Consider the following 18,379-nt stretch of genomic DNA (forward strand, 5'->3'; position numbering starts at 1 on the left):
ACCCTCCACTCTGCATGGAGGGTTGGCCGCCGCCCGTTCGCTGTCGGCCCCGCCCACTCGTTCTCTCGCCGTCAACCCCCCATCATCAGCCATGCCGATTCCTTCGACGATTGGCCGAATCTGGACGGTCCCCGCGGCGGATCGGCCGGGGCGTGACGGTTGCCGCCCCGGCCGGCCACCGACGCGCCGGGCGAACCCTGAGGTGGGACTATGGGCCGGAGGCCCCGGGGCAGCGGCGTCTCTCGACGCCCCATAGGCCCCGAGAATGGCCGCAAGTCGCACTGTGAGGCGGCGGCGGGGTATGGATGCTGGTCCGGGACCAGCTGGCCCCACCCACTGGCACAGCCTTTCAGGAGGCCACATGACAGCAGGAGTGACCAACACAACCGCTGCAACAGACTGGGGCAAGGCAGATTTCGAGGCGATTTACAACTGCCCGGATCCCCGTCGGTACTTCACCACACTGCACCCCCTGGACTACGAGATTCCGCACCACGGCCAAGCGGTGTTCCGTGCCGTGGCCGAGACGCTGCAGCGGCACCGCAGCGACCGTCCACCGCTGAACGTCGTCGATCTGTGCTGCTCGTACGGGGTCAACGCCGCACTGCTCAACCACCGGCTGTCCCTCTCCGATCTCTACGGCCGCTACGCCGTGAACGGCCGGGCGCTGCCGCCCACCGACCAACTCACCGATGAGGACCGCTCGTTCTTCGCCAGTCGGCGGCATGCCGAACCCTTCCGGGTGACCGGCATCGACTCGGCGGACCGTGCGGTCGACTACGCCCGGAAGGTCGGTCTGCTCGACCACGGCTTCGCGGAGAATCTGGAACTCGAGGAGCCGAGCCCGGAGCTGCGGAAGGTGCTGGCCGACACCGATCTGATCACCGTCACCGGCGGCGTCGGCTATATCTCCGCGCGTACCTTCGCCCGCCTCTTCGACTGTGTCTCCACACCGCCCTGGGTGGCCGCGTTCGTGCTGCGTGAGGTATCCTACCGGCCGATCTCCGCCCTGCTGGCCCGGGCCGGCCTGGTGACGGAGAAGCTCACCACCCGTACGTTCCGTCAGCGGCAGTTCGCCGACGGCGACGAGCGGCAGGCGGCGTTCGAGGCGCTGGCCGCCCGCGGCCTGTCCACCGCGAACAAGGAAGCCGACGGCTTCTACCACGCCGATCTCTATCTCTCCCGGCCCGCCGCCGATGTCGCGGCGCTGCCACTGGAGGAACTGCTCCCCGGCTGAGCCGCCGGCCGCCCCGCTCAGTGCGGGTGGCGGGCCACCGAGACGTGCTCACGGGCGATCCGCTCGGCCACCGCGTACTCCTGGGCGACCAGGGCGTCGAGCAGCGCCGTGTGCTCGGATGCGTCGGCCAGCAGCTCGGCCGTACGCCTCCGGGGCCCGCCGGCCGGCGGCCACTGGGCGCGGCGCAGCAGATCGCCGGTGACCTCGGTGAGCCGGCGGTTGCCGGTGAGCGACATCAGGGCGTCGTGGAAGGCACGGTCCGCCTCGGCGTAGCCGACCCGGTCGCCGCGGGCGGCGGCCGCGACGCCCGCCTCGGCGAGCGGGCGCAGCTCCTCCCAGCGCTCGGGGGGCAGCGCCCGCGCCAGCCGGACGACCGCCGGCACCTCCAGCATCGCCCGGACCTCGGCCAGTTCGGCGAGGTCGCGGGAGCTGCGCTCGGCGACCCGGAAACCGCGGTTGGGCACCACCTCGACGGCGCCTTCGCCCGCGAGCTGCTGCATGGCCTCGCGGACCGGGGTCGCGGAGACGCCGTAGCGCTCGGCGAGTGCGGGCGCGGAGTAGACCTCGCCCGGGGTCAGCTCCCCGCCGACCAGCGCATGGCGCAGCGCGGCCAGCACCTGGCCCCGGACGGAGTGCCGCCGGGGCGCGGCGGGACCGGCCTGCGCGGGCACCCACGCCCGGGCGCGCGGCTCGTGTTCCGCTGTGCCCTGCTCCATGACGGTTCCTCCTGACGTTTCCAGCACCATAGGCGGCGCGCGCCGCGGTGCAAATCCCGGCGGCCCGTCCGGAAGCCGTACGGGCCGCCGGGACTGGCGCTCAGCGGGTACGGGTAAGCCTTGGGTAAGGTAAGGCTTACCTGCTGACGATCGCGATTCGGTGGTCTCCCGCATGACACGTGCCCCCGCCGCCCCGCCTGCTGTCCACCCCCACCCCCTCGCCGAGGCCTACGCCCGACTGTCCGCGGCCTTCCCCGGTCTGCGGGTGACACTGTGGGACGCGGCCCCGCCCAGCGGCGACGGCTGGGTGTGCGCCGCCGGACTCGCGGCCGGCGGCGAGAGCCTGGATGCCTTTCTCGCCTGGGACGACGCACAGATCGTGCGGGACTACGGACAGCGCGCCCGGCCGGACGTCATCGCGAGCTTCGCGCTGCACCGCTACGCCTGGCCCGCCTGCCTGCTGATCACCATCCCCTGGTTCCTGCACCGCCGAGTCCCGCGGCTGCCGGTGCAGGACGTCTCCTTCCAGCGCGAGCTGGGCCGGATGGCAGTGCGGATCAGCGCCTTCAGCTGCCTTCCGGACGATCCGGCCGCGGCGCTGCCCGGTGCCCGGGTGGTACCGGACGAGGAGGCGCTGCGGGCCGAGGTGCGGACGGCGGTGGCCCAGCACCTCAGGCCTGTGCTGGAGGGTTTCCGGCGCCGGATGCGGCGCGGGCCGCGGGCGCTGTGGGGCATGGCGTCCGACGAGATCGTCGAGGGTCTGTGGTACCTGGGGCATCTGCTGGGCGAGGAACCGCGTGCGGTGGCCGAGCTGGGGCGGCTGCTGCCGGGCGCCACCGCTCCGTACGTGGGGAGCGCGGGGTTCCGCGAGCTGACCGGGCCGCACGGCGAGGCGCTGGCGACCCGGGACCGCGCCGGCTGCTGCATGTTCTACACGCTGCGCCCCGAGGACACCTGCGTCACCTGCCCGCGCACCGGCGACGAGGACCGCGTCAAGCGCCTCACCGCAACCGCCTGACCCTGCACCGCCCTTTCCGGTACACCGCCCTTTCGGGTCATCGCATGCGCACGCAACCCGCCCGACCGGGTGTACTCCGCCCGGCCTCCGGGCGGAGCACACAACGCCGTTGAGGTCGTCGCTCCGGCGAGCGCCCTGCGTGTACCGCGCCCGGACAGCACACGGCCGGGGCCGCCCCGACGAGGTCAGCCCGCGCGCTGGAACCGGGCCAGGGCGTGCGCCGCCGCGCGGGTCGCCGGATACAGATCCCGGTACAGCACGTGCAGTTGGCCGTACGCATCCCTCGCTGCCGGGTCCGGCGCGCGCTGCTCGCGTACGGGGTTCCAGAGCGCGATGTCCGCCTCCGTGATCTGCTGCGCCGCCAGCCAGGCGGCGCCGTAACAGGCGCCGACGGTGACGGTGGGGATGTCCTGCGGCAGCCCGGTGACATCGGAGACGATCTGGGTCCAGAGCCCGCCCTGTGTGCCGCCACCGACCGCGACCACCCGCTCGATCCCGGCGCCCGCCGCGCGCATCGCCTCGATGTTGTGGCGTACGCCGTGCGCGGTGGCCTCCAGCGCGGCCCGGTACAGATCACCGCGGGTGTGCTCGACGGTGAGGCCGGCGATCACTCCGCGTGCGTCGGGGTCGGCGATCGGAGTGCGCTCACCGGCGAAGTACGGCAGCATCGCGAGGCCGCGTGCGCCGATACCGCTCCGCGCGGCCTCCGCGAGCAGGTCCGCGTGACCGGGCGAGCCGAACAGCCCGCGCAGCCACTCGGTGACCGCCCCCGAGGTGGCCATACCGCCGGCGAGGGAGCGGGTGGCGGGGAACGCGCCGACGGTGCTCCACAGCTCCGGCACCCGCAACTGCCCGGTGACGGTGGCGACGAGGAACATCGTCGTGCCGTACATGAGCATCAGATCGCCCGGCCGGGTCGCACCGACGCTCACCGCCTCGGTCCACGCATCGATGGTGCCGGTGATGACGGGGGTACCCGGGGTGAGGCCGGTCGCCGCTGCCGCCCCGGCCGTCACCGTCCCCGCCGGGTCGCCGGGCCAGCGCAGCTCGGGGAGTTCCGCGTGCGGCCACACCGCCTCCGCCCAGGGCCGGTACCAGTCCTGGGCCCGGGTGTCGTAGAACGGGACGGACTGGCTGGCCGAGTGGTGGTCGAGGACGTAGGCACCGGTGAGCCGGTGGGCGAGGAAGGACGCGGGCATGAACAGCCGCCGGGCGGCCGTGAACACCTCCGGCTCGTGCTCGGCCACCCAGGCCACCTTCGGCCCGACCGCCTGGGTGGACAGTGCGCTGCCGCACCGGTCGAGAACGGCCTCCCGGCCGAACTCCTCCCCCAGGCGGGCGATCTGCGCACCGGCCCGGGTGTCCACGCCGTACAGGATCGCCGGGCGCAGCGGCCGGTTCACGGCGTCGGCCAGGGCAACGCACGGGCCCATGCCGCTGACGCCGACCGCCTCCACCGGCTCGCCGTGGGCCAGGAGTTCCCCGGTGAGGCCGCGGAACTCCGCCCACCACACCTCGGGGTCCATCTCCACGTGTCCGGGCTTCGGGCGGTCGACCGTGTGTCTGCGCACCGCGGTCGCCCGCACCCGGCCCGCGGCGTCCACCAGGACGCCCTTGCTGCTGGAGGTACCGATGTCGACGCCGAGAAAGCTCATACCCGCACTTCCCCGCACAGGCGGACGCTGACACCCGCCGCGTGGAAGGCGGCCACCTCGGCGACGGGTGCGGCATCGGGGGCGGGTACGGCATCGGCGGCGCCGGGAGCGCAGGCGCGCTGGACGTGGTGGGCCGGTGCCGGGCCCGCCCCCGCCCGGCAACCACCGGCGCCCCAGAACCGCACCTCCGTCCCGCACGCCGCCCGCCAGGGTGGACTTAATCGAACCCAACTCGCCCTCATGCTGCAACAGTTCGACTTCAGCACGATGAATGCCTGCTTCCTTGCACCCCTTGGCGTTCTCTTGTTCCGAATACCTCGGTGACGGCATCGGCTTCCGCCAGGATGTCGCGCAAAACAGCGTTGGCGAGCCAAGGGATCCCAGAATGAGAATGACCGACATATCGCTGGATTGGCTGGTTCCCGGAGCCCTGCTGCTCGTCGGCGTGCCGGTGGCCGCGGCACTGGTGGTACGCGGGAGGCGCGCGGCCGCCCGAGCTGCCGGCGAGGATTCCTGGGAACGCAGCGAGGAGCGCCGGCGCCGCAAGGAGACCGTCTTCGCCTCGGCCTCCTATCTGCTGCTGTTCTGCTGTGCGGCGGTCGCCGCCGCACTGTCCTTCCACGGTTTGGTCGGCTTCGGCGTACAGAACCTCAACCTCTCCGGGGGCTGGGAGTACCTGGTGCCGTTCGGGCTCGACGGCGCGGCGATGTTCTGCTCCGTGCTCGCCGTGCGGGAGGCCAGCCACGGTGACGCGGCACTCGGTTCCCGGTTGCTGGTGTGGACGTTCGCGGGCGCGGCGGCGTGGTTCAACTGGGTGCATGCGCCGCGCGGCCTGGACCACGCGGGCGCGCCGCAGTTCTTCGCCGGGATGTCGCTGTCGGCGGCGGTCCTCTTCGACCGGGCGCTCAAGCAGACCCGTCGGGCGGCGCTGCGCGAGCAGGGCCTGGTGCCCCGTCCGCTGCCGCAGATCCGGATCGTCCGCTGGCTGCGCGCTCCCCGCGAGACCTTCGCGGCGTGGTCGCTGATGCTGCTGGAGGGCGTACGGACGCTGGACGAGGCGGTCGAGGAGGTCCGCGAGGACCGGCGCGAGAAGGAAACACACCGTCTCCGCAGGCGCGAGCAGGGCAAGCTCGACCGCGCACGCATCAAGGCCATCAACCGGCAGCACCGCGGCTGGAGCCTCGGTCGGGGTGGCGGCCGGCAGCTGGCGGTGACTCAGGCGACGTCGTCCCCCGCGGAGGTGGCCGACCCCGCCATAGCCGGCGACGCCGAGCCGCTGCTCACCGGCGAGCTGCCGGTGCGCGCCCGTCCGGCACTCAAGGCCGTATCCGGCGCTGAGACCGAGGGTGCCGATACCGCGGCCGGGTCCCGACCGGCCGTGGATCTCACCGCCGAGGACGACACCCAGACGATTCCCCGTCTGGACTCCCTGGAGGAGAAACTCGCCGAGATCGAACGGCAATTCGGCTGACGGATGGCGGACCGCGCCGACCGGCACCCTCGCCCATGGGTCAGGCCGGTCCGCCGCCCAGCTCGAACCACACGCTCTTGCCGAGGCTTTCGGTACGGATCCCCCATGCATCGGCTAAGGAACGCACCAGCATCAGCCCCCTGCCGGAGGTTCCTTCGGTCGTCGGTGTGCGCGGCTCGGGGCGGCCGGGAACGAAGTCCCGCACCTCCACCCGCAGCCGGTCGCTGACCCTGGCCGTGACGACGGCGCCGCCCTCCGCATGCACCAGGGCGTTGGTGACCAGCTCGCTGGTGAGCAGCGTCGCGACCTCCGCGAGCTCGCCGCCCCCCGGCGCCGCCCAGCGGTTCAGCAGCTGACGCAGCTCCCTGCGCACCTCGCCGACCGCTTTCAGATCCGCGTGCCGCACCTTGCGCTCCAGTACACCCGGCGCTCGCGCGGCGATCCCCCCGTTCCGGCTCCCCTCGGCCGTTTCCTGCTTTCTGTCCCGTTCTCCGCGCCGCACAGGCTGACGCATTATCTCCCCCGCCCCCAACGAACTTCGGCGCTCTGCCTCGAACAGCCTCACGGTCAGCATGCCCATCGGATCTGCGGCCATGCCTTCCGCCCGCCGGGTCACCGCTCCGCGTCCCGCACGCCGGGTGGGCCGAGCCGGGCCCCAGTGGGTATGCCTCACCCCGATCCTGTCGTGGAACCCCGGCCGGGACCCGGATGACCGGGACACCCCGGCAACCGCGGGGGCACCGCGCCCGCGCCCTGGAGGCGTCGGGCAGTACGAGCGTGAGGAGCCGCTGTGCACGACGACCGACTGCTTGTGGAGGGGCGCCTGGAGCGGGCGCTGGGGCAGTTCATCCGGCCCGCGCAGTACGCGGCGCGGGTACCGCTGCGGCTCACGGTCTGGCATGCGCCGGGCGTGGGAGCCTCCGCTGCTCCGGGGGGGTCGGGAGCCGGGGGAACAGTGCCGGTGGGCGAGGCACTGCGGGCCCCGTACGAGCCCTTCGCGGTCGGCGAACCCTGGGGGCCGCCGTGGTCCACGAGCTGGTTCCGGCTGGCGGGTGAGGTGCCGCGGGAGTGGGCGGGGCGGCGGGTGGAGGCGGTCATCGACCCGGGCTTCAGCGGTGACGGGCCCGGGTTCCAGGCCGAGGGGCTCGTTTACGACGCCGAGGGCGTGCCGGTCAAGGGCATCCATCCGCGCAACCGGCATGTCCCGGTCGGCGCGCCGGTCAGCGGCGGTGAGGAGGTGCGGCTGCTGCTGGAGGCGGCCGCGAATCCGGCGGTGCTGCGGGACTTCCGCCCCACCGACCTCGGCGATGTCCGCACCGCTCCGCGCCGGCCGCTGTACCGCTTCGCCTCGGCGGATCTCGCGGTGCTCGACGAGGACGTCTGGCAGCTGATCCTCGATATCGAGGTGCTGTCGGAGCTGATGCACGAGCTGCCCGCCGACGGCTCGCGCCGGCACGAGATCCTGCGGGCCCTGGAGGACATGCTGGACGCGCTCGATCTGCACGATGTCGGCGCCACCGCGACCGCGGGGCGGGCCGCGCTGGCGGACGTACTGAGCCGGCCGGCCACGGCCAGCGCCCATCGCGTCTCGGCCGCCGGACATGCGCATATCGACTCCGCCTGGCTGTGGCCGCTGCGCGAGACCGTGCGCAAGGCGTCCCGCACCTTCGCCAATGTCACCCATCTCGCCGGGGAGTACCCGGAGTTGGTGTTCGCCTGCTCCCAGGCGCAGCAGTACGCCTGGGTCAAGGAGCACCAGCCGCACCTCTGGGAGCGCATCAAGGAGGCCGTACGGAACGGCAATTGGGCTCCGGTCGGCTCGATGTGGGTGGAGTCCGACGCCAATATGCCCGGCGGCGAGGCGCTGGCCCGACAGCTGGTGCACGGCAAGCGGTTCTTCCTGGAGGAGCTGGGGGTGGAGACCGAGGAGGTCTGGCTGCCGGATTCGTTCGGCTATACCGCCGCCTTCCCGCAGCTGGCGCGGCTGGCCGGCGCGAAGTGGTTCCTGACCCAGAAGCTGTCGTGGAACCAGACCGACAAAATGCCGCACCACACCTTCTGGTGGGAGGGCATCGACGGCACCCGCGTCTTCACCCACTTCCCGCCGGTCGACACCTACAACTCGCAGCTGGCCGCCCGTGAACTCGCCCACGCCGAAAGCAACTTCGCCGACAAGGGCCGCGCCACCCGCTCCCTGGTGCCCTTCGGCTGGGGCGACGGCGGGGGCGGCCCGACCCGCGAGATGCTGGAGCGGGCCCGCCGGCTGCGCTCCCTGGAGGGCTCGCCGCGCGTCGGGATCGAGCCGCCGGCCCGGTTCTTCGAGTCCGCACACGCCGAGTACGGTCCGGCGGCGCCGGTCTGGTCGGGTGAGCTGTACCTCCAGTTCCACCGCGGCACGTACACCTCGCAGGCGAAGACCAAGCAGGGCAATCGGCGCAGTGAACATCTGCTGCGGGAGGCGGAGTTGTGGGCCGCGACGGCGGCGGTACGGGCGGGCGACGGCGGCTACGCCTACCCGTACGACGCCCTCGACCGCCTCTGGAAGACCGTGCTGCTGCACCAGTTCCACGACATCCTGCCGGGGTCGTCCATCGCCTGGGTCCACCGCGAGGCCCGTGACACCTATGCGGCGGTGGCGGCCGAACTGACCGGGATCATCGAGACGGCGCTCGGGGCGCTGGAGACGGATGCGGCAGCGGCGGCCGGGGGGCTGACGGTGTTCAATGCCTCGCCCTACGCCCGGGACGAGGTCGTCGCGCTGCCGGCGGCGGGCCCGGGGACGGACGGGCCCGCCGAGGTCGCGGTGCATGTCCCCGCGCTGGGCTCGGCGGCCGTCCGCCCGGCCGGTCCGGACTCCGCCACCCCGCCGCCCCCGCCGGTACGGGCGGACACCGGCGACGGAGGCACGGTCACGCTCGACAACGGGCTACTGCGGGTGCGCGTCGACGCCGACGGCCTGCTGGCCTCTGTGCGCGATCTGCACGCCGGCCGGGAGGTGCTGGCGCCGGGCGCCCGCGGCAATCTGCTGCAGCTGCACCCCGACCACCCCAACCAGTACGACGCCTGGGACCTCGACCGGCATTACCGCCACCGGCACACCGATCTGACCGAGGCCGAGTCCGTCGAGCTGGCCGAGGCCGGGCCGCTGTCCGCGACGGTGCGGGTGACCAGGGCGTTCGGCGCGTCCCGGATCACCCAGGAGCTGACCCTGCGGGCGGGCTCGCACCGCCTCGACATCGCCACCGACATCGACTGGCACGAGTCGGAGAAGGTCCTCAAGGCCGCCTTCCCCCTGGATGTGCACGCCGAACGGTCCACCTCCGAGGTGCAGTTCGGGCACGTACACCGCCCCACGCACACCAACACCAGCTGGGACGCGGCCCGTTTCGAGATCTGCGCCCACCGCTGGCTGCGGGTCGCCGAGCCCGGCTACGGCATCGCCCTGCTCAACGACTCCACATACGGCCATGACGTCACCCGCACCCCGCACCCCGAGGGCCTGGGTACGACGGTCCGGCTGACCCTGCTGCGCGCACCGCACAGCCCCGACCCCGAGACCGACCAGGGCGCCCACCGCTTCACCTATGCCCTGCTGCCGGGCGCCGGGGCCGGCGAGGCGGTGGCCGAGGGCCTGGCGCTCAACCTGCCCCTCAGGACCGCCACCGCACCGCCCGTCCCGCCGCTGATCCGCGTCGACCACCCGGCCCTGACCGTCGAGTCGGTCAAGCTCGCCGAGGACCGCAGCGGCGATGTGGTGGTGCGGCTGTACGAGTCCCACGGCGGACGCGCGAGCGGCACGCTCTCTCCCGCTTTCCCGGTCGAACGGGCCACCGTCACCGACCTGTTGGAGCGGCCGGTGCACGAGGAGCAGGAAGGACCGACATCGGATGTGGCGGTGGAGCTGCGCCCGTTCCAGATCCTGACGCTACGGCTGCGTCCGCAGCGCCCGCCAGCCGTCTGAGCTCGTACTTTGACCTGGAACGTTCACCGGGTTGGCGCTCGTGGTGGTGGACGATGTCGCGAGCACGCCCTCGGGCGGACGGATTGCATATGGGGTTCGCCTGGACCGGTGAGCGTCACGAAGAGCCCCGCACACGAGCCGCCAGGGATCGCGGACGGGGCCTTGGGAGTGGCCGGACTACTCAGCCGCTCCGGACTCCGCATCGGGAAAGACGAACCCGCGGACGGGCGCCCCGTCCTCGCCGTCCGGTTCCTCCTGAGCATCACGCCATGCCTGCACGAGGGGGGCGTATCGGGGGTTGGTCCATTCAGTCATGGGTCCTCCTGTCGATGCCCAGAGTGTGGCAGACGCCCGTTACGGCTTATCCCGGCACGGAGGCCGGGGGGCCGGCATGGGCTTGATCGGGCCGGTGTCGCTCGGGGAGTGCTGGCACTTCGCTGCGACGGTGACAAGCTGATCGCCTGGTGGGGAGCCCCACAGCTCCTCGTCGACGTCGTATCCGGCAGCCCGGATGGCATCCTGCGTGCGTACCAGAATCATCGGGTCGTAGTTCTTGGGGTCGTAGCCCGGGTAGTGATGGATGAAACCCCCGATCGACGCGCACAGCCCTGCGTACACCTTTGTGTGGAGAATCAGAGCGTGCCACCCCTCATCGACGACGCGCGAGGGCGCCAACGGGGCGTCAGGAGTCGCTGCGCAGACGGCCACGAACTTCAGCCCCTCATCGGCAATTCGCTCAGCGAGCGGGAGCTCCATACCGGGGTTGTTGTCCTTGACGGTCCTGGCGACGCTCCGATACGCCGCCGGGCTGATCAGATCCCTTACGGTGGTTAACACGTGTGACCTCTCATCGAGTTGTGTCGTACGGGCGCCGTCCCCGGCCGTGATCGCTGTCCAGGCATTCGGCCGGGGACGGTCGTTTCGCTTCGTGCAACCGGCCCGGGACACCTATGCCCCGGGCCGGGGTCTGTGACGGTCGTCCGGCAACACGTCTGACTCCGAACCACCGCATTCCGGCACCGAGGAGCGACAGGATCGTCCCAGCGGCCGACGTGCACGGTGTGTGCCTCATTGCCGCCCCGCCCGGCGGCAGCGGACGCACGGGTCGGGGCACGGCTGGATGGCTTCCTCGGCGGGGACGAAAGTGACGCCCGGGATGACGTACGGGCGAACCGGTAACGTCCCCGTCGATGTGTCGTCCATCCTGTTGTGTGCGGGCTCCAGTTGTTCCGACGTCATGATGTTCGCTCCCACTTCCCGCGCGTCCCGGGCAACGTGGAGGCTCAGCTCCTCCGCTGCCGCAGCACCCTTCGTGTCTCGGACTGACACGGGAATCATGTCGCCACGTTCCGTTACATACGACGACAGTCAAGGCGTCATGTCGGCGACATACTGGGCGTCATATAGGGGTCCTAAGAACCCAGTTACGCCCTACCGTAGGAGCATGAGCGGACCCAACACGATCCTTCAGACCGTACGTAAGGGGCTCCTCATGAGCCAGGATGATCTGGCACGCGCGCTACGCGCTGCCGGCGACCGCTCAGGTGATCCGAACGACGCCAGCAAGCGGCTTGTTCAGCGCTGGGAGTCCGGCAGCATCAGCGTTCCGCGCCCTGTCTATGCCCGTGCGCTGGAAGCCGTGACGGGACTCCCCATCGACTCTCTGGGGTTCAGCGGACTGGCTTCCGTGGCACGCGTGACGGACGACGGCGCAGGCGGCCACGATCTGCAGCCGGCTCCCTCAGGGGTAGCGCCGGCGCAAGCGCACCCGCCGCGGACCGAAGCGTCACCGTCCCGCGGGCCGCATTCCGGGGTGTGGCTGAGCCGTTACGAGTACTTCAGCAGCGGACGGAACGCAACGCACACCGGCCAGCACTTCGTAGTCGTGCTGCAACACGGTCATCGGCTCGCGGTGCGCAGCCTTCCTGACTCGTCCGATTCTCCGCTGACGATGGATCTGGAGATCGACGGTGCAGTGGTGACAGGCTCGTGGACGGAGCAGACGGCCTCGGAGGGCTACTACGCAGGTGCGCGGTACCACGGTGCAATCCAGATGCTCGTGGAACCGACAGGCCGTCGCATCGCCGGCAAGTGGGTAGGGTTCGGAAAGGACTTCGACGTGAATACGGGTCCATGGGAGTTGGTCTTCCAGGACGCGTCCACGTCGAAAGCCACCCTGGCGAAGTACAACCACCGCCCCTGAACGGTGGTGCAGCTCGACGAGTCCCGCGGCAGGCGTGCAGCCGGCACGCTCTCCCCCGGCCTCCCCACCGGAGGAACTTACCTACACCCGGGGAATGTTCCGCAGGTTGGAGCGGGCCATCTGCAGCATCTTGCCGACCCCGCCGTCCAGCACCATCTTGCCGGCCGACAGTGCGAAGCCGGACACCATGTCCGCGCTGATCTTCGGCGGGATCGACAGGGCGTGGGGGTCGGTGACGACATCGACCAGCGCCGGGCCCTTGTGCTTGAAGGCCTCGCGCAGTGCGCTGCGCAGTTGCTTGGGCTTCTCCACCCGAATGCCGTGCGCCCCGGCCGCGCGGGCGATGGCCGCGAAGTCCGGGTTCTGGTTGGTGGTGCCGTACGACGGCAGACCGGAGACCAGCATCTCCAGCTCCACCATGCCCAGCGAGGAGTTGTTGAACAGCACCACCTTCACCGGCAGGTCGTACTGGACCAGGGTGAGGAAGTCGCCCATCAGCATGGAGAATCCGCCGTCGCCCGACATGGAGATGACCTGGCGTTTACGGTCGATGAACTGGGCGCCGATCGCCTGCGGCAGCGCGTTGGCCATCGAGCCGTGGCTGAAGGAACCGATCACCCGGCGGCGGCCGTTGGGGGTGAGATAGCGGGCCGCCCAGACGTTGCACATACCGGTGTCGACCGTGAAGATCGCGTCGTCGGCGGTCTCCTCGTCCAGGATGGCGGCGACGAACTCCGGGTGGATCGGGACATGCTTCTCGACGTTGCGGGTGTAGGCCTTGACCACGCCTTCCAGCGCGTCGGCGTGCTTCTTCAGCATCCGGTCCAGGAACTTGCGGTTCTGCTTCGGCCGGACCTTGGGGATCAGACTGCGCAGCGTCTCGCGGACATCGCCCCAGACGGCCAGGTCGAGCTTGGTGCGGCGGCCCAGGTGTTCGGGCCGGACATCGACCTGGACGATCTTGTTGTCGTCGGGCAGGAACGCGTTGTACGGGAAGTCCGTGCCGAGCAGGATCAGCAGATCGCACTCCTGGGTGGCCTCGTAGGCCGCGCCGTAGCCGAGCAGTCCGCTCATCCCCACGTCGTAGGGGTTGTCGTACTGGATCCACTCCTTGCCGCGCAGCGCATGGCCGACCGGGGACTTCACCCGCTCGGCGAACTCCATCACCTCGGCATGGGCGCCCGCCGTGCCGCTGCCGCAGAACAGCGTGACCTTGTCGGCCTCGTCGATCATCCGGGCCAGCTTGTCGATCTCGGCGTCTCCGGGCTTGACGGACGGACGCGAGGTGACCAGGGCGTGTTCGATCGCGCGCTCGGGGGCCTGCTCGGCGGCGATATCGCCGGGAAGGGAGACGACCGCGACCCCGCTCTGCCCCACGGCGTGCTGGATCGCGGTCTGCAGCACCCGCGGCATCTGCTTGGTGCTGGAAATCAGTTCGCTGTAGTGGCTGCACTCGGAGAACAGCCGGTCGGGGTGGGTCTCCTGGAAGAAGTTGGTGCCGATCTCGCTGGAGGGGATGTGGGAAGCCAGGGCGAGGACCGGGGCCATGGAGCGATGGGCGTCGTAGAGGCCGTTGATGAGGTGCAGATTGCCGGGGCCGCAGGAGCCTGCGCAGGCCGCGAGCTTGCCGGTGAGCTGGGCTTCCGCCCCGGCGGCGAAGGCGGCGACCTCCTCGTGGCGGACCTGGATCCAGTCGATCGCGGAGTTCCGCCGGATGGCGTCCACCACCGGGTTGAGGCTGTCGCCGACGACGCCGTAGAGCCGCTGCACCCCCGCCCGCACGAGGATGTCCACGAACTGCTCGGCCACGGTCTGCTTCGCCATGTCGCTGTCGCTCCTTCGACGGGGGGAGGGCTGCCCGCTGACGCGGTGGGGGATGCCTTCCCATGAACCCATGCGGTGCCCCGGCGCGCCTCCGCTGTGTGTCCCCGGTCCACGCTCCGGATCCCCGTGTGCCCGGCGCTACGACTCCCACACCCCGACGGCCGTACGGTCCTTCGGGTGGCCCTCGACCCGCAGTTGCGCGGTCGCGAGGAAGTCCACCAGGCCCGGCGGTTCGGCGGCGGACCACCGGTCGGCCAGCCGGGCGGCGACGGCGGGCTCCTCCCGCAGCGGCTCGGCGAGGCCGGCGCTGCACAGCAGCAGAGTGTCCCCCGGACGGGCGAAGGCCGTCCGGAAGAGGAACGGCTCGGGCCGCGCCGGGCTCTCGGCCGGGGCCGGGGCGGGACGGGGCAGTCCGCCGGTGCCGCCCGCCGCCTCCCTGGAGACCTGGCCCGTCACGGCGGGCTCCAGGTCCTGCCAGGCGCCGTCGCGCAGCAGGAAGAGGCCGCCCGCGCCGACGCCGAAGAACACCCGGGTACGGCAGTCAGGGTCGGCGGGCAGCAGCAGACAGCGCAGCGCGGCCGGGTACCGCTCCGGTGGGACGGCCCGCTCCGGCGCCCGGCCGCGCAGCTTGCCGTAACTGCGGTCGGTGAGCCGCTGCAGCCCGGACTTGAGGGCGTCGCGACGGTCCGTGCGGATGTCCTCCGCCAGTCGGGTGTAACTGCGGCCGACCGCGCCGCCGATCCAGGTGCAGGCGTCCCGGGCGGCGCGGTCGGCGCCCTCGGCGGGCGTCCGGCCGGTGGCGACGGCAACCAGGATCAGGGCGTGCCGGCCGGCCCCGAAGCGGGCGGTGAGCAGCGCATCACGGCGTACGTCACCGCGACGGCGGGCGGCGTCGCCGCGCTGTGAGGCGGCGCGCAGGGTCAGCGCGCCGTACCGGGCGCCGTCCAGCATGGTGTCGGGCACCACGTCGTCGAGCGCGGCCGGGTCGGCGGCGGGCAGTTCGCCCGGCTCGGCCCCGTAGGCGGGCGGCCGGTCACCGGCGAGGCCGGCGGTGGCGGGCGGCGGCGTGTCCCGGGGTGCGTGTGGGACCGGGGCGGCTCGTGGGCCGGCGGACGGGCGGTCGGCGGATGCCGTGTGCACGCTGGAGCCGGTGGACCGGAGCGGGATCGGTGCCGACGGCTCGGGCGGGGGTGGTCCGGACCGGCCCGGCGGTTCCCGCGGTGGCGGCTCGGCCGTACCGGAATCCGGGGGCTCCTCCGGCGCCGGATCGGCCCACCGCGGCACGCCCAGCGCCCGCAGCGCCGACTCGACCCGGTCATCGAGGGTGTCCGGGGCGTCGGACGGCCCGGCATCGCACACCGCGCCGCGCGCCGGGGTGCCCTCTCCCGCGCCCTCGCCGCCGCTGCCGTCGCCGTACAACTGCCGCCACCAGTCGTCCTCGTGGCCACGCGCGGCTCCCTGCTGATTCATGGGCCGTATTGTCCCTGGACGGCCACGGCCGAAACAGGGCGCGAAAGAGCGTCCACCGGGCGGCCGGCCTCCTACGGGTGACCGTCCGACGGAGTGCAGCGGTCGGCGCAGGTCACGGGTGCGGACCAGGGACGGTCCGACGGATCAGGGACGGAAGGGCGGCCGTGATCCGTCGGACCGGTCCTGAGATCCGGCGGTCCGGATTGCCGTGGGCGTCGGCCAGTTCGGCCTTCGGCGTTGTCTGTTTGCCGGGTGATGCGGGAGGGGCAGGGCTGACGGCGGGACACTCGCCGGGCGCCCCGGTCCGGCCGGCCGGCAAGCGCTTCCGGGCCGCGTCCGGCACGCTGGGCCCATGAGAGTGTGCAGCGTACGAGCCGTCATGGGGCGTGCGCCCGCCGGGAGTGAGGCCGGCGCGTGAGCGAGAGCAGCGAGCGAGCCTTCGGACGGTGCCTGCCTCGCGACGGCAAGCCGGCCCCGCGACGTGGGGCCGGCGCATGAGTGTGTGGCAGCTGGTTGCGGTCGGACTGGTGTTGCTGCTCGGGCTGCTCGGGGTGCTGGTGCCCGGTATCCCCGGACCGCTGATCGTCTGGGCGGGCGTGCTGTGGTGGACGCTCTCCGAGAAGTCCTCCCTGGCCTGGTTGGTGCTCATGGGTGCCACCGCCGTGCTGCTCCTCAACCAGACGCTGAAGTGGCTGCTGCCGGTCCGCAATCTGCGGGCCGCGGGCGCGCCGTACCGGACGCTGTTCCTGGCGGGGGTGGCCGGCATCGTGGGGTTCTTCGTGATCCCGGTCATCGGGGGTCCGCTGGGCGCCGTCGGCGGCCTCTACCTGCTGGAGCGGATCCGGCTCGGCAGCCATGGCGATGCCCGCGCCTCGACCCGTACGGTCATGCGCGCCATCGGCCTGAGCGTGCTGATCGAGCTGTTCGCCTGTCTGCTGGTCGTCGGCGCCTGGGCCGGGGCCGTGTCGGCGGGCTGAGCCGTCACCCGGCCCGGCCGGCCACGGCACACACGGGCGGGGCCGACGGCGGGGGTGCCTCCGACGGCCGGTACGCCTCCGACGCCCCGGACACCTCCGACGGCCCGGACGCCCCCGACGGCCCGGACGCCCCCGACACTTCTCCGGTCAGCATCTCCCCCGCCGGCAGCAGCCCGGCGTGCCACAGATGGTGCAGGGCGTACGCACCCCAGGGCCGCCACGCGGCGGCCGGGCCCACCCTCCCGTGCCCGTCCCGCTCCTGACCGCTCCCCTGCGCCGCCGCCCCCACATCCGGGTCGCCCAGCGCACGCATCCTGAGGTACGCGGCCGCCCGCGGGCCGACCCCGGGCAGTGCGGCCAGCGCCCGTTCGGCGGCGCCACGGTCCGCGCCCGCGTCCAGCAGCACCGCACCGTCGGCGAGTGCGGTGCACAGCGTGCGGACCGGCTCCGCGACCTCCGCGCCGGTCAGTTCAGCGGGTGCGGGGAAGAGGTGGGTGAGCCCGCCGTCCGCCGCGTCCAGCGGTTTGCCGTACCGCCGCACCAGCGCGGCGGCGCGCTCCGGCGGGCCGCCGAGCACGGTCCGTACCGCGAGTTCCCCGGGGTCCGCCGCGCCGGGTGACCGCAACCCCGGCCGCTCGGCCACCAGCGGCCGGAGCAGCGGATCCGCGCCGAGCCGCTCGGCCACCGCGTACGGGTCGGCATCCAGGTCGAACAGCCGGCGGATCCGCTGCACGGCCGTCGACAGATCCCGCAGATCGGTCAGCCGCAGCCGGCACTCCAGCCAGCCGCCGTCCGTCCCGCGCGCCGCCGGGCACACCCGGCCCGCCGCTGGCCGGCGCCGTCCGGGCAACCCGGCGGGCTCGTCGACCTCGGCGATCCCGCTGCCGTGGCTGAGCCGCAGCGTACGGCGGTAGGTACGGCCGCCGCCGGGCCCGCGCACCTCCTCGACGCCGGGCACCGCCCGCGCCTGCAGAAAGTCGAAGATCTCGGCCGCCGCGTACGGCCCGCGGTAGGCCAGCCGCAGCGGAATACCGGTGGCCGCCGAGCCGTCGTCGGCACCGGCTCCGCCCGGTCCGGTGCCCACCTCGGTGCCCGCCCCGTTTCCGGCGGTACGGCCCGCGGCGCCCCCACGCCCGGCCGCCGCCCGCAGCTCGCTGGGCGTGCCGGCGTAGATCTCCCGCATCGTGTCGTTGAACTGCCGGATGCTGGCGAACCCGGCCGCGAACGCCAGCTCGGTGACCGGCAGCGCCGTGGTCTGCAGCAGCACCCGCGCGGTGTGCGCCCGGCGGGCCCGCGCCAGCGCCACCGGCCCCGCGCCGAGCTCCGCGGTCAGCTGCCGCTGCACCTGACGCGCGCTGTACCCCAGCCGCTGCGCCAGCCCGCCGACGCCCTCCCGGTCGACCACTCCGTCCCCGATGAAGCGCATGGCCCGGCCGACCAGGTCGGCACGCACATTCCACTCGGCGGACCCCGGCACGGCGTCCGGCCGGCACCGGCGGCAGGCCCGGAATCCGGCCGCCTGCGCGGCGGCGGCCGACGGAAAGAACCGCACATTCACCCGCTTGGGAGTGACCGCGGGACAGCTCGGCCGGCAGTAGATACCGGTCGTCACCACCGCGAAGAAGAATTCCCCGTCGAACCGCGCATCCCGGCTGGACACCGCTTCGTACCTGGCCTCGTCGTTCATCACCCCTTCAGTCTGCGCCGCACGCAGCTCCCGGACCGGCGGAAATCGGACATGGCGTTCGGGGGTGGGGGGGGCCCCCCCCCGCCCCCCCCCCCCCCCCCCCCCCCCCACCACCCCCCCCCCCCCCCCCCCAAAAAATTGCCGCGCCCCCCCCGGCAGA

The 18,379-nt window shown here is 72.5% G+C and carries 14 protein-coding genes; 6 read left to right on the plus strand and 8 right to left on the minus strand.

What is annotated here, in order from left to right:
* The first annotated feature begins 361 nt into the window (after window positions 1-361).
* Entirely contained in the window at window positions 362-1,237 is an 876-nt protein-coding gene (locus tag ACWGI6_RS36725) for a hypothetical protein (RefSeq protein WP_453271522.1), read from the plus strand.
* A gap of 17 nt (window positions 1,238-1,254) precedes the next feature.
* Here the strand turns inward: ACWGI6_RS36725 and ACWGI6_RS36730 are convergent, their stop codons facing one another.
* Window positions 1,255-1,953, minus strand: a complete 699-nt coding sequence (locus tag ACWGI6_RS36730) for a GntR family transcriptional regulator (protein ID WP_453271523.1) — start codon at window positions 1,951-1,953, stop codon at window positions 1,255-1,257.
* Window positions 1,954-2,125: 172 nt separating this feature from the next.
* Between ACWGI6_RS36730 and ACWGI6_RS36735 the strand changes: the two genes are divergently transcribed.
* Entirely contained in the window at window positions 2,126-2,971 is an 846-nt protein-coding gene (locus ACWGI6_RS36735; protein WP_453271524.1) for a (2Fe-2S)-binding protein, read from the plus strand.
* A 185-nt stretch (window positions 2,972-3,156) separates the two neighbouring features.
* Here the strand turns inward: ACWGI6_RS36735 and ACWGI6_RS36740 are convergent, their stop codons facing one another.
* Window positions 3,157-4,626 carry an FGGY-family carbohydrate kinase gene (locus ACWGI6_RS36740; protein ID WP_453271525.1) on the minus strand — a complete coding sequence of 490 codons (1,470 nt, stop codon included), beginning with the start codon at window positions 4,624-4,626 and terminating at the stop codon, window positions 3,157-3,159.
* Between the two features lie 385 nt (window positions 4,627-5,011).
* On the opposite strand from ACWGI6_RS36740, the gene ACWGI6_RS36745 reads away from it, so the two are divergent.
* Window positions 5,012-6,097: a DUF2637 domain-containing protein gene (locus tag ACWGI6_RS36745; RefSeq protein ID WP_453271526.1), complete on the plus strand. Its 1,086-nt coding sequence runs from the start codon at window positions 5,012-5,014 to the stop codon at window positions 6,095-6,097.
* A 40-nt stretch (window positions 6,098-6,137) separates the two neighbouring features.
* Here ACWGI6_RS36745 and ACWGI6_RS36750 read toward each other — a convergent pair whose 3' ends face one another.
* On the minus strand, window positions 6,138-6,515 hold the full coding sequence (locus tag ACWGI6_RS36750) for an ATP-binding protein (protein ID WP_453271537.1): 378 nt from the start codon (window positions 6,513-6,515) through the stop codon (window positions 6,138-6,140).
* A 372-nt stretch (window positions 6,516-6,887) separates the two neighbouring features.
* Between ACWGI6_RS36750 and ACWGI6_RS36755 the strand changes: the two genes are divergently transcribed.
* Window positions 6,888-10,058 carry an alpha-mannosidase gene (locus tag ACWGI6_RS36755; RefSeq protein WP_453271527.1) on the plus strand — a complete coding sequence of 1,057 codons (3,171 nt, stop codon included), beginning with the start codon at window positions 6,888-6,890 and terminating at the stop codon, window positions 10,056-10,058.
* 177 nt (window positions 10,059-10,235) lie between these two features.
* Here the strand turns inward: ACWGI6_RS36755 and ACWGI6_RS36760 are convergent, their stop codons facing one another.
* Both ACWGI6_RS36760 and ACWGI6_RS36765 read right to left on the minus strand, forming a co-directional pair.
* Entirely contained in the window at window positions 10,236-10,373 is a 138-nt protein-coding gene (locus ACWGI6_RS36760; protein WP_393903957.1) for a hypothetical protein, read from the minus strand.
* A gap of 39 nt (window positions 10,374-10,412) precedes the next feature.
* Window positions 10,413-10,895 (minus strand): glycine-rich domain-containing protein, encoded by a 483-nt coding sequence (locus ACWGI6_RS36765; RefSeq protein ID WP_453271528.1) that lies wholly within the window; start codon window positions 10,893-10,895, stop codon window positions 10,413-10,415.
* A 607-nt stretch (window positions 10,896-11,502) separates the two neighbouring features.
* On the opposite strand from ACWGI6_RS36765, the gene ACWGI6_RS36770 reads away from it, so the two are divergent.
* Entirely contained in the window at window positions 11,503-12,261 is a 759-nt protein-coding gene (locus ACWGI6_RS36770; RefSeq protein ID WP_453271529.1) for an XRE family transcriptional regulator, read from the plus strand.
* Window positions 12,262-12,342: 81 nt separating this feature from the next.
* Here ACWGI6_RS36770 and ACWGI6_RS36775 read toward each other — a convergent pair whose 3' ends face one another.
* A complete protein-coding gene (locus ACWGI6_RS36775; RefSeq protein WP_453271530.1) occupies window positions 12,343-14,085 on the minus strand; it encodes a pyruvate dehydrogenase in 1,743 nt (580 codons plus the stop codon).
* A gap of 138 nt (window positions 14,086-14,223) precedes the next feature.
* Window positions 14,224-15,555: a protein phosphatase 2C domain-containing protein gene (locus tag ACWGI6_RS36780; RefSeq protein ID WP_453271531.1), complete on the minus strand. Its 1,332-nt coding sequence runs from the start codon at window positions 15,553-15,555 to the stop codon at window positions 14,224-14,226.
* A 494-nt stretch (window positions 15,556-16,049) separates the two neighbouring features.
* Between ACWGI6_RS36780 and ACWGI6_RS36785 the strand changes: the two genes are divergently transcribed.
* Window positions 16,050-16,532, plus strand: coding sequence for a DUF456 domain-containing protein (locus ACWGI6_RS36785; protein ID WP_453271532.1), 483 nt, complete (start codon window positions 16,050-16,052; stop codon window positions 16,530-16,532).
* A 4-nt stretch (window positions 16,533-16,536) separates the two neighbouring features.
* Here the strand turns inward: ACWGI6_RS36785 and ACWGI6_RS36790 are convergent, their stop codons facing one another.
* Window positions 16,537-18,219: a bifunctional transcriptional activator/DNA repair enzyme AdaA gene (locus ACWGI6_RS36790; protein WP_453271538.1), complete on the minus strand. Its 1,683-nt coding sequence runs from the start codon at window positions 18,217-18,219 to the stop codon at window positions 16,537-16,539.
* Window positions 18,220-18,379: the final 160 nt, after the last annotated feature.

It is taken from the genome of Streptomyces sp. NPDC054786, from assembly GCF_053611685.1.